The 11,302-nt window shown below is 64.1% G+C and carries 11 protein-coding genes; 2 read left to right on the top strand and 9 right to left on the bottom strand.

Annotated elements, in window-relative coordinates; all coding sequences use genetic code 11:
* From AB0305_RS21205 to AB0305_RS21195, 3 genes are all read right to left on the bottom strand, one after another.
* Positions 1 to 1,159 (bottom strand): efflux RND transporter permease subunit (locus AB0305_RS21205; RefSeq protein ID WP_366173952.1); only part of this gene is annotated, 1,159 nt, incomplete at its 3' end.
* Positions 1,156 to 2,298 carry an efflux RND transporter periplasmic adaptor subunit gene (locus AB0305_RS21200; RefSeq protein WP_366173950.1) on the bottom strand — a complete coding sequence of 381 codons (1,143 nt, stop codon included), beginning with the start codon at positions 2,296 to 2,298 and terminating at the stop codon, positions 1,156 to 1,158. The genes AB0305_RS21205 and AB0305_RS21200, both read right to left, overlap by 4 nt.
* A gap of 35 nt (positions 2,299 to 2,333) precedes the next feature.
* Entirely contained in the window at positions 2,334 to 2,891 is a 558-nt protein-coding gene (locus tag AB0305_RS21195; RefSeq protein WP_366173948.1) for a TetR/AcrR family transcriptional regulator, read from the bottom strand.
* Between the two features lie 79 nt (positions 2,892 to 2,970).
* Between AB0305_RS21195 and AB0305_RS21190 the strand changes: the two genes are divergently transcribed.
* Together AB0305_RS21190 and AB0305_RS21185 are read left to right on the top strand one after the other, a co-directional pair.
* A complete protein-coding gene (locus tag AB0305_RS21190) occupies positions 2,971 to 4,383 on the top strand; it encodes a TolC family protein (RefSeq protein WP_366173946.1) in 1,413 nt (470 codons plus the stop codon).
* A 42-nt stretch (positions 4,384 to 4,425) separates the two neighbouring features.
* Positions 4,426 to 4,977: a hypothetical protein gene (locus AB0305_RS21185; protein WP_366173944.1), complete on the top strand. Its 552-nt coding sequence runs from the start codon at positions 4,426 to 4,428 to the stop codon at positions 4,975 to 4,977.
* A gap of 38 nt (positions 4,978 to 5,015) precedes the next feature.
* Here the strand turns inward: AB0305_RS21185 and AB0305_RS21180 are convergent, their stop codons facing one another.
* The 6 genes from AB0305_RS21180 to AB0305_RS21155 all read right to left on the bottom strand — a co-directional run.
* A complete protein-coding gene (locus AB0305_RS21180; protein ID WP_366173942.1) occupies positions 5,016 to 5,279 on the bottom strand; it encodes a hypothetical protein in 264 nt (87 codons plus the stop codon).
* 40 nt (positions 5,280 to 5,319) lie between these two features.
* On the bottom strand, positions 5,320 to 7,011 hold the full coding sequence (locus AB0305_RS21175; protein ID WP_366173940.1) for a long-chain fatty acid--CoA ligase: 1,692 nt from the start codon (positions 7,009 to 7,011) through the stop codon (positions 5,320 to 5,322).
* 39 nt (positions 7,012 to 7,050) lie between these two features.
* On the bottom strand, positions 7,051 to 7,767 hold the full coding sequence (locus AB0305_RS21170) for a hypothetical protein (protein ID WP_366173938.1): 717 nt from the start codon (positions 7,765 to 7,767) through the stop codon (positions 7,051 to 7,053).
* 23 nt (positions 7,768 to 7,790) lie between these two features.
* Entirely contained in the window at positions 7,791 to 9,473 is a 1,683-nt protein-coding gene (locus tag AB0305_RS21165; protein ID WP_366173936.1) for a choline dehydrogenase, read from the bottom strand.
* 29 nt (positions 9,474 to 9,502) lie between these two features.
* Entirely contained in the window at positions 9,503 to 10,924 is a 1,422-nt protein-coding gene (locus tag AB0305_RS21160) for a coniferyl aldehyde dehydrogenase (protein WP_366173934.1), read from the bottom strand.
* 105 nt (positions 10,925 to 11,029) lie between these two features.
* Positions 11,030 to 11,302: alpha/beta hydrolase (locus AB0305_RS21155; RefSeq protein WP_366173932.1), on the bottom strand; the 273-nt coding region annotated here is incomplete at its 5' end.

The following is an 11,302-nucleotide window of genomic DNA, read 5'->3' as shown; positions in this document are numbered from 1 at the left end:
GTTCGATGCTCAAGGCGCGCATCACCAGCAGCGTGGCGAGAATCGTGAGCGGCACGATGCTGCCGACGATGATGCCGGCGCGCCAGCCTAGGAACAGCACCACCACTGTCATCACGATGACGATGGTTTCTTCCATCACGCGATTCATGTTGCCCATTTCGCGCTCGACCACGTCGGCCTGGTAGGTCACGAAGTCAAGCGAAAAACCTGCAGGCAACTGCTGTTCCAGCTGGGCCACGCGGTCCTTGAGCTCTTGGCCCAGCATCTTGATGTTCTGGCCGGGGCGCATCGATACACCCAGCACTACGGCGTTATCGCCGCGATAGATGGCCGCAGACTCCGGCGGATCAGCCGGCAGCACGCGTATCTGCGCGATGTCACCCAGGCGGACGGTGGCCGGCGCCGTGCCGGCACTGGCGGGCACAGCCAGCACGAAATCGCGCAGTGCCTCCAGCGAGCGGATTTCACCTGATGCGACCACAGCACTGTTCAGCCCTGAGAGCACGACCTGCCCGCCCGAGAGCACGACGTTCTGCTGGTGCAGTTGCTGCAGTACGGCGTCGGCACCCAGGCCCAGGCCTGCGAGACGTGTGCGGTCGAATTCGATATAGACACGTTCGTCCTGCAGTCCGTGGAAGGTCACGCCCTGCACGCCCTTGATGGCGTAGATGCCCTCGCGTAGGCGTTTGAGCGGCTCGCGCATCTCACTCATCGAGAAGCCCGGCGCAGTGACGGCGATCGACGCGATGGCCACACGACCGAAGTCGTCGTTGATCTGCGGCGGCAGCGTGCCCGCAGGGAACAAGGGGCGGGCCTCTTCGATCTTGGCGCGCATGCGCTGCCAGACCGGCATCAGGTCGCGCACTTCATCGCGCAGGTTGACCTGCAGGATGACGGTGCCGGGGCGCACCGTGCTAGTCAAGTGCTTGAGCTCAGGCAGCTGCCGCAACCGCTCTTCCAGCGGGCGTGCGACCAACTGCTCCATGCGCTCCGCAGGCAAACCGGGGTTGGCTACGATAACGATTGCGTCACGGACTGTGGTGGACGGTTCCTCCTGCGATGGAAAGCTGAGGAAGGCAAAGACACCTGATACCAGAATCAGCAGCGCGGTGAAGAACGTCAGGCGGGTACTGTTGAGCGCGCTTTCGGTGAGTTTCATTGCGCGACCCCTTCCGTTGCGCCTTGAAGCAGGGTCTGTGTCGGATGCGCTTGAGCAAGCTGGCCTTCATGCAGGAAGGCGGTGCCCGCTACGATCACACGGTCGCCTGCCGTCAGGCCCTGGGAAACCGTGACGCGGCCCTCGCGCTGTACGGTGGTGCCGGCTTGCACCGGGCGACGCTGCAGCTTGCCAGCCTGGTCCAGCACAAAGACGGCAGCCTGGCCGGGCTTGTCGCCCCACATGACGGCAGGCGCCGGCACGGTGATCGCGTTGGGCGCGTTGCGGTTGGCCAATTCGACCGACACGACGCCGCCGCTGCGCAGATGTTTCGAGGTTGCCGCACTTTGCGGCACACGGAAGATTGCCTGCACCAGCGAGCCGTTGTCGCTGCGGGCGGACAGTCGTTCCAGCGCAAGCGGGAATGACTCTGAGCCGCTCTTGCCCTGGGCGCTGTCCCCAGAAGAGAGGGTGGAGGCGACGCTGTCGGGCAGCATGGCAACCACCTCCAGTGCGTTGCCGGCCTGAATCTGCAGGATGGCCTGGCCCGGCGCAACATCAGAGAAAGGCTGCGTCAGACGTGCCACGATTTCGCCGTCAAACGGGGCGGTGATGTGGGTGAGCGCCAGATCTCGGCGGGCCGTAGCGAGTGCGGCATCGGCGGCTGCCAGTTGACTTTGCGCAAGCTGGTGGGCGGCCCGTGCAGACTCCAGCGCCGTCTGCGAAATGATCTTGTCGCGTGCCAGTGCCTCTTGCTGCTGCAATTGGGCTCGGCGTTCTACCGCGGTTGCTGCTGCGGCGGCACGGTCGGCTTCAGCCTTGTTCAGGCGCCAGCGGGCTGGAGATTCATCGAGCCGTGCGAGCACCTGGCCCGTACGCACACGGTCACCCACCTCGACGGGAATGGCGACCACTCGTCCGGCGGCCTCGAAGCCCAGTTCACTGCGCTGGCGTGCCCGCAGCGTGCCGACGAAGCTGTCGGCGGATGCTCTGGCCTGGACTGCGCCGACGACCTCGACTTTGACCGGCTTGGGCGGCGCGGCCACCGGTGTGGAGGATGGGGAGCAAGCGCTCAAGGCGAATGCTGACGCCACGGCCGCGAGGACCGTGAGGCCGGCGGTGGGCTGTAAATGGGTACGCATGGGACAACCTTTGAATCGAAGCGGAGGGGCAGGGGTTAGGGCAGACCGCGCGCCAGTTCTTCCACCGTCTTGCGCATGGCGGCGCGTTGGTCGGAGGTGAACTCGTGCAGTTGAAGGAGTTCGAGCAGCAGCAGGCCGTCCAGCGCAACCGAAAGCAGTTGTGCCAGACCGGCCTTGGGGCCGTGGTCCAGTGCGTCATAGCCACGAGCGAACAACGCCTGGACGGGCGGCAGCAAGTGCGGGTGAGCGGAGGCCGCCGACAACATATTGGCCATGAGCTTTTTCCGGCTGGCAGGCATGTCGAAGGTGAAGCTGGCCAGCTCGGCCATTTTTGCTCGTAGAGAGATCGGCTTGGCATCGTCCGGCGCTGATACGCCGACTTGTGCGTCCAGCTCGGCCACCATGCGCTCGACAAGGGCGGTGAGCAGATCGTCACGCGTCTTGAAGTGATAGATCAGCCCAGCTTTGGTGATGCCGACGGCATCTGCCGTCGCCTGGATGGTCAGCTGGGTCACACCGCGCTCGGCCATCAGGTCTGTGGCGGCATCGAGGATTTTGTCGCGAGAGTTGGAGGACTCGTGGGGTGCAGCCATGGGATCTCCTCATGTTGGAACTTTACTATACGTATAGTATAGTTAAAGAAATCGACTCGTCAATGCCCGGAGCTATTGCATGTACCCCCTGATTTCTTCTGTTGCCCCCGTATTCCGCCGCACCACGCGCCAGACGCTGCTTGGCGCCGCGGTGGTCACTCTGATTGGGTTGGCCGGCTGCGCCACGGCCCCGGCCGGCTCCGCGCCGGCGGCAACCACCGTCAACGTGCCCAGCCAATGGAGTGAAAGCGCAATTGCTACCAAAGGCATCGTGGCCGCTGAGTGGTGGCGCGACTTCGGTAGCAATGAACTGGATGCGCTGATCGATACAGCGCTGAAGTCGAACCGAGACCTGAAGATCGCAGCGGCTCGCCTGGCCCAGGCGCGCGCACTGACCGATGGGGCACAGGCGGATCGCCGGCCGCAGCTGGGCGCTGTAGCAGGGGCGCAACGCGGCCGGGAGACGGGTATCGATCCGCGTGCAGAGCGTAGCTTCGCCGGCCTGCGCGCGAGTTGGGAAATCGATGTCTTCGGCCGAGGGGCTTTGGCGATCGACGCGGCCGAGGCCGACGCGCAAGCCGCCTCCCAGGCGTTACGAGCAACCCAGATCGCGCTGGCTGCTGATGTGGCAACCGCCTACTTCGAGCTGCAGACACTTTCGCACCGCGTTGCGTTGAACCGTCAGGCGATTGCCGTTGCGCAGCGCCAGGTGGAAGTGGTTCGCCGCAAGTTCGACGCGGGCCAGGCCACTTCGGTGGATGTGGACCGCTGGCAGGCAGAGCTGGCGCAGGAACAAGCCGTTACGGAGCAGTTGGATGGCTCCCTGCGAGTGCGTCACCGACAACTGGCCGTGTTGCTGGGCGTGAGCGAAGCACCAGTGCTGAATTTGCAGGCGACCGCCACCGCACCGCAGGCGCTGGCCACCTTGCTGCCTGGCGAACTGCTGGAGCGCCGCCCGGATGTCTTGCGCCAAGCTCGCGCGCTGGATGCCGCCCTGGCACGCGTGGGCGTTGCACGTCGAGAGGTTTATCCCCGCCTGCAGATCGAGTGGGCCAACACGCGTGAACGGACGGCGATCGTTGGCCAATCCGCATCCCCGCAGGTGGTACTGGGTTATGGCGTCTCGCTGACGTTGCCGATCCTGGATGGCGGGCGTATCCGCGCCAACATCGCGGTCAACGAGGCCAGGGTCAGCGAGGCGATGGCCGAATATGAAAAAGCCATGCTGGCCGCATTGTCGGACGCCGAGGTGGCCTTGGCACAGTGGTCCGCCTCGGAAGCCTCTTTAACCAAGTGGCAGCAGGCGCAGGCTGCCGGCGAAACAGCGGCAGTGCGTGCCGAACGCCTGTTCGATGCCGGCCTGACAGATGTGAGCTCGGTATTGGATGCGCGGCGCAGCTACCTGCGTGCGCAGGATGCCGTCAGCCAGGCAGAAGGCGCGCGTTGGGCGGCAGCCGTGGGCCTGCGCCGGGTGTTTGCCGGTGCGGTTTGATATGACTATGAGACAGCTATTTAGCCATTCAGGAGACTGCGCATGAGCCAGGCACAAGCGTCGGAAGACCGGCAACTCCGTTTTGAGGCCTGCCGCTTCGCGATCGATACGTTCGTGAAGATCCACCTGGAACATATCGAGGGCGCCAGATTGCTGCTTACCAGCCATCTGCGCATGATGTTCACGCTGTCGCTTGGGGCACTGGCAGGATTGATCACGCTGTATGCGTCGATCCTGCGCTTTGGCAGCGTCGACCTTCACGCGCCAGGAGGCATGGTGCGTGTGGGCTTTGCGATGGCCGCGCTTGCTTCCATGGTGGTATCGGCGCTGCTGTCCGCCGCAAGCCTGCAGCGTGCCAGTGCCGATGCGGCGCAGCTCCTGCGCGATCCTTTCCCGGATACGGACAGCGCATTGACGAACATCTTTGACAAGGTCGATGCGGATGAGCGTCAGATCCTGCAGTCAGTGAATCAGGCGCTGGAGGCGCGTGTGGCACGGCACCCTGGTTTCGATGCCAACACGCGCACCCCGACCGTACTGCTGGTGGTCGGGGTTGTCATGGCGGGGCTGTCGTTCTTTGAGGCCGCTATCTGAGCCACCGATTGATGTTTGCTGTCGGGGGCACTCCGCGATCAGCGCGCAGCATCAGCCATCGGCTTCCAGTGCAGTACACCGAAAAGCAGCGTCAGCAGCACGCTATCGAACAGCGGCCCCTTGTGCAGGGCCACCTGTCGGAAGCAGATGAGCACCTCAAGCACATGCACTCCCAGGAGTACCGCCGCCACGATGCGCACCCAGTGGACGGCGTCCGGCGCCAGCGGCAACGCCGTCAGGTAACTGCCGGCTGCGACGCCATACACAGCGAGCAGTAGCAACTTGCCGGAAAGGGTGAACACGGTGGAATCTCAGGGAGGGATGCGGTTTACGGTGATCGGCTCAGCTTACGGTTCGTGCAGCCTTGGCGGCTTCCTGCTCCTGAAGCTCGCGCCACATGATCTTGCCGGTGCCCGATTTGGGCAATGACTCGACAAATTCGACAATGCGCGGTGCCTTGTACGCCGCCATGTTCTCGCGGGCCCACGTGATGATGTCGTCTTCGGTCACGGCTTGCACATGCCGTGGATTGCGTACGACGAACGCCTTCACCGTCTCGCCGCGATGCGCGTCGCGCGCGGCAATCACGCAGGCTTCCTGAATCGCAGGGTGGTAATACAGCATGGTCTCGACCTCGGCCGGCCACACCTTGTAGCCCGACGCGTTGATCATCCGCTTCAGGCGATCCGCCATGAAGAAATAGCCATCCTCGTCCTTCTTGGCGAGGTCGCCAGTGCGCAGAAAGCGCTTGCCATCGATCTCGATGAACGCTTCGCGCGTGGCTTCGGGATTGCGCCAATAGCCTTGCATCAGTTGTGGGCCGTGCGTCACGATTTCGCCGGTCTCGCCTTGCGGCAAGGCTTCGAGTGTCTGCGGGTCGATGATCCGGGCGTCGACATCGAACATGGGAATGCCGAGGCAATTTGACTTCGGCCGGTGCGGTGGGTTGATGTGCGTCGGCGCGATCGTCTCGGACATGCCATAGCCTTCGATGTACTCGATGCCGGTCTTGTCGTGCAGTTTCTTGGCGACGGCGTCCGGCATCGCCGCGCCGCCACCGGCCACAACACGCAGGCTCGACAGGTCGTAGTCGTCGAGCTTGGGGTTCGACAGAAAATCGACGGCCATGGTGGAGATGGACCACCAGTCCGTCACCCGATGGTGTGCGATCGCGCGACCGGCTGCATCACGATCCCAGCGTGGCAGCACAACGACGGTTGCGCCACTGAAGAGCGGCGCGTTCAGCCCGCTCTGCATGCCCGTCACGTGGAACAGCGGCAGCACAGACAGCAGGATCGAGTTCTGCGTACCACTCAACCAGTTGACCACACCGAGCGCCGTGCACATCACGCTGCGATGCGTGTGCATGCAGCCCTTGGGCTTACCCGTCGTGCCCGACGTGTACGGCATCACGCAGAGATCGTCCGGCCCTGCGGTCAGCGGCCCTGGCGCAATGCGCGCATCCAGCATGTCGTTCCAATGCGTGACACCAATGTGGTCACCACTGCTGATATGGCGTGGCGCACTGACGAACTCCGGCGGCGTGATGCTGGATGGCTGCTTCAGATAATCGCTGTACGTCGCGACGATGGTGTGCGCAAGCTGCCCGTCAGCATCACCGACGAGCGGCGCGATGCGTTCGTACAAATTCTGCGCGACGAAGGCCGTGCGCGCGCCGCTGTCCTCGACGTAGTGACGCAGCTCATCCGTCATGTTCATCGGGTTGACGGGCACGACAACGGCGTTGGCGCGCAGGATGCCGTAGTAGGCGAGCATCCATTGCGGGCTGTTCTGCATGTACAGCAGGACGCGGTCTCCGGTCTTCACGCCGCAGCGCTGCTGCAGATAGCCTGCGATCCGCTCGGTCTCCTCCTTGAACTCCGCAAACGTGATGGGCGTGTCGTAGAAGACGATGAACGGCTTGTCCGGATAGCGGGCCGCCGAAACCTCGGCGTTGAAGTACAGATTGGTCGCGGGCAGCGTCAGGTGACGAGGCAGGTGCGCTGGCCAATGCGGAGAGGTTTCCGTGGTCATGTTTTGATTCCAGACTTCACGTGGGGTGTCGACAAGGCATTAAGCCGGGCGGGCAGTCGGTACCGCAAGCGCCGGTGCGCGACGCAGCAGTTGCCAGCCGAATACCAGCATCCAGAGCGGCAGGGCCAGGACGCCGACGGTTTCGCCCGCATCCGTGACTGCAGCAAGGCTAGGGAAGAAGCCGAACACGAAAAAGACGCCGAAGCCCCAACCAACGATATGGAGAAGGAACGATCCGCGCCAGCCCGCCTTCTTGAGCAGTCTGGCGGCAATCGATGTCCAGAAGAACACGAGCGGACCTTCCACCCACCAGAACCCGTTTTGCGTGGCATTGGCAATGGCGGTCCACACGGCGCCAGCTGCAACCTTCGCACCTTCGTCCCCGCTGGCATACACATGCGCGAGCGGATGGATGGTCGACAACTGGAGCACCGCCCCAGCGATGCCGCAGACGATATAGACCGCAACAGCAATGGCGATCATCTCGCGCAGCGCCCCAAGCTCTTCACGGAACGTGTGCAGGAAGTAGCCGCCGATGGCAACGAACGGCAGATAGAAGCCCAGCACGTCGGCCAGCATCCACCAGCGGAACAGGTCACGCCCTTCGGCAGACAACGCCAGCATTGACGAGCCGTGGGGCACCATTTCAATGTCGCCACCGGTGACGACCACCGAAAGGGCAAGGGTGGTACAAGCCGCGAGGCCACCCAGGATGGCGTTCCAGGCCGTAAACCTAGCTACGTTATACGAGTTCATATGCATCAATCTCCAGGGGTGCCTCAGGTGTTTGCATGACGGGTTTCTTGCTGATGGATCGCGGACTGCGCTACGGCGGCTTCCGCCTCTTCGCGCATGCCGGACGTGACACGGCTGACACCGCGGATCAGATCGACGGCCTTCTCACCGATCATGATGGTGGGCGCATTGGTGTTGCCGCCGATCAGCGTGGGCATGATCGACGCGTCGACAACACGCAGCCCGTCCAAGCCGTGCACACGCAGCTGCGAGTCGACCACGGCCATCTCGTCCTGGCCCATGCGGCAGGTGCCGACAGGGTGATAGACGGTATCGGTGCGCTGCCGCAGGATTGCGCGGATGTCGTCGTCGGTCCTCACGTGTGAGGTGAAGAGGTCGCGCGTGGCCCACTTGGCGAGTGCGGGCGTTTGCATGAGCCTGCGCGTGATCTTGAAGCCGGCCACCATGTCTTCGACATCGCGCGGGTCATCGAAGAAGGCCGGGTCGATGAGCGGTGCGGTAAGCGGATCGTTGCTGCGCAGCGTGACCGAGCCCGTGCTGCGTGGACGCAGCAGACAGACGTGGCACGAGAACCCATGGCCCAGGCGCAGGCGGCGCGCGTGGTTGTCGACCATTGCCACCACGAAATGCAGTTGGATGTCGGGGGCCTGAAGCTCGGGGCGCGTTTTCAGGAAGCCGCCGCCTTCGGCGAAGTTCGTCGTCAGCATGCCGCGCCGCTCGCGGCGAAAGCGCAGGATCTCGCTCAGCATGCGCATACTGCCGCGCAGCGAGACGCCTAGCGTGTCGAGACTGCCGGAACGGTAGCCGAAGACGAAGTCGGGATGGTCCTGCAGATTGCGCCCCACGCCCGGCAGGTGCTGAACGGTCTGGATGCCGACGCGTGCAAGTTCCTCTGCCGGCCCCACGCCAGACAGCATCAGCAGCTGCGGCGTCTGCAGCGCCCCGGCAGCCAGCACCACTTCGCGCCGCGCGCGCAACGTGCGTACCGTGCCGTTCTGCAGCATCTCCACACCCACCGCGCGCTTGCCTTCAAACAGGACGCGGCGGACTTGTGCGTGGGTTTCGACCGTAAGGTTGGCGCGTTGGCCGATGTGCGGGTGCAGGTACGCACGCGCCGCGCTCCACCGTTCTCCCTGCTTCTGCGTGACCTGGTAGATGCCGATGCCTTCCTGCTGCGCGCCGTTGAAGTCGTCCGTGAGCGGCAGGCCGGCCTGGCGGGCGGCTTCCAGATAGCGTGCCTGGAAGGGGTTGTCGCTGCGCAGGTCGCTGACATTGAGCGGGCCCTTGCGGCCATGCCAGGCGTTGTCAAAGCGCTCGTTGTGCTCGCTGAGGCGGAAGTAGGGCAGCACGTCGTCATACGACCAGCCGCTGTTGCCCAGCGACGCCCAGTGGTCGTAATCGCTGCGGTGGCCGCGAATGTAGACCATCGCATTGATGGCCGACGAGCCTCCGAGCGCCTTGCCGCGCGGCTGGTAGCCGATGCGCCCGTTAAGCCCCGCCTGCGGCACGGTATCGAACGCCCAGTTGTTGAGCTTGGTCGGCAGCATTGCGACCGAGCCCGTCGGCACCTTGACCACCATACCGTCGCCATGGCCGCCTGCCTCAAGCACGCAGACCGAGACGTTCGGGTCTTCGGACAACCGGCCAGCAACCACGCAGCCGCCCGAGCCGCCGCCGACGATGATGTAATCGAACTGTTGATTCATGATGTTTCTCTCGACAAGCAATTGCGGGGTCACGCAATGCGTGACAGCACGCGCAGCAGCCAGCTGAAGGTGTGGCCGTAGGGCGGGTGGAACAGCCCCGTACCGTTCAGGCGAGCCTGATGGAAAACCGGCTTGCACTTGCTGAAGGTGTCGAAGCCCCACTTGCCGTGGTAGGCGCCCATGCCGCTCGGGCCAACGCCGCCGAACGGCTGGCTCTCCTGTGCCAGATGCCACAGACAGTCGTTGATCGTCACACCGCCCGATACGGTTTCGCGCAGTGCGCGGTTGCAGCGCGATGCATCGTTACCAAACCAGTACAGCGCGAGCGGGCGTGCGTTGCGCTGGACGTACGCCAGCGCGTCGTCGAAGTTTGCGTATTCGACGATGGGCAGCACGGGGCCGAAGATCTCTTCGCGCATCAAACGCGTGGCGGCGGGTGCGCCGGTCACGAGCGTAGGCGGAAACTTGCGGGACGCCGCGTTGAACGCTTCGCCAGCCGGGTTGACCTCGATCACGCGTGCGCCTGCGGTGCGCGCCTCGCGGACCATCTCTGCCAAGCGCGCACGGTGGCGTTCGCTGATGATGGCGGTGTAGTCGGGGTTGGCAGTCAGACTCGGATAGAGCTTCGTGATTGCCCGCACCAGATGCGATGCGACGTTTTCTGCTGTACCTCCCGGCACGAGCAGGTAATCCGGCGCGACGCAGGTTTGCCCTGCATTCAGCAGCTTGCCGAACGCAATGCGTTGCGCTGCAACCGCGACATTGCACGACACATCAAGAATGGCTGGCGATTTGCCGCCGAGTTCCAGCGTCACCGGCGTCAAGTTGGCCGCCGCCGCTTGCGCCACGTCGCGCCCCACCTGGGTTGAACCCGTGAAGAACAGGTGGTCGAACGGCAGGCTGGCAAAGGCTTTGCCGAGTTCGACATCGCCAATGGCGACATCGAGTTCATCCGGGTTGAATATCTCGTGCGCCATCGAAGCGAGCAGCGCCGACAGCCGCGGCGTAAGCTCTGACGGCTTGATCAACACCCGGTTGCCGGCCGCAAGCGCGGCAAGCGCTGGCCCCAACGACAGTTGCAGCGGATAGTTCCACGGCGCAATGATGCCCACCACGCCCAGCGGCTGCGGCATGAGCCGGTTGTAGGCAGGGCGGAAGTGCAATGCGGTCGGCACACGCTGCGTGCGCATCCACTGCTTCAGGTGGCGCCGCGCATGACGGATGCCCGCGCGCACGACAAACACTTCGGCAAGCCGGGTTTCGTGCGCGGAGCGGCCCTGAAAGTCGGCGTCGATGGCACGCACGATGTCGGACTCGTGCGAGTCGAGCCAGGCCGCCAGTCGCTCAAGACGGGACAGGCGCGTGGCCAGTGTCGGGGCGGGGTCCAGCGCAAAAGCCTGGCGCTGGCGTTCAAAGCTGGCCACGAGCTCGGTTGGGGAGCCTTGCAGCATGGTGTCTCCTGTGCGACCTCGATTGAGAGATCGCAGCAACGGTTGTTTTTTTTAATGGTGCGTGGATGCGTGCCTGCGAGGCGGTCCCGGCACGCCGAAACGACCTCAGGCGGAATGCCGGCTGGCGCTCTTCTGTTCGTCTGCGGAGCCTGCCGTATTGCGTCTCGCATGTCCGGCGATCAGGTCGACCAGCAGCGGCACGACGCCCTCCGAGATGTCGTGGCCCATGCCGCGGATGGTGACCATCTCCGCATTGGGGATGGCAGCCGCTGTCGCGGCGCCCCCGCTGGTTGCCACCATCAGATCCCGATCGCCGTGCACCACCAGCGTCGGCACCCGGATACGGCGGACATCTGCCGTCCTGTCGCCCGACTTCAT

This window comes from Arthrobacter sp. NPDC080086 (genome assembly GCF_040702285.1).
Note: the sequence above shows the minus strand (reverse complement) of the source record. Positions and strands in the feature narration are given on the sequence as shown.

Coding starts and splice junctions, on each gene's coding strand:
- AB0305_RS21200 (WP_366173950.1), bottom strand. CDS start 2,298: ATGCGTACCCATTTACAGCCCACCGCCGGCCTCACGGTCCTCGCGGCC.
- AB0305_RS21195 (WP_366173948.1), bottom strand. CDS start 2,891: ATGGCTGCACCCCACGAGTCCTCCAACTCTCGCGACAAAATCCTCGAT.
- AB0305_RS21190 (WP_366173946.1), top strand. CDS start 2,971: ATGTACCCCCTGATTTCTTCTGTTGCCCCCGTATTCCGCCGCACCACG.
- AB0305_RS21185 (WP_366173944.1), top strand. CDS start 4,426: ATGAGCCAGGCACAAGCGTCGGAAGACCGGCAACTCCGTTTTGAGGCC.
- AB0305_RS21175 (WP_366173940.1), bottom strand. CDS start 7,011: ATGACCACGGAAACCTCTCCGCATTGGCCAGCGCACCTGCCTCGTCAC.
- AB0305_RS21170 (WP_366173938.1), bottom strand. CDS start 7,767: ATGAACTCGTATAACGTAGCTAGGTTTACGGCCTGGAACGCCATCCTG.
- AB0305_RS21165 (WP_366173936.1), bottom strand. CDS start 9,473: ATGAATCAACAGTTCGATTACATCATCGTCGGCGGCGGCTCGGGCGGC.
- AB0305_RS21160 (WP_366173934.1), bottom strand. CDS start 10,924: ATGCTGCAAGGCTCCCCAACCGAGCTCGTGGCCAGCTTTGAACGCCAG.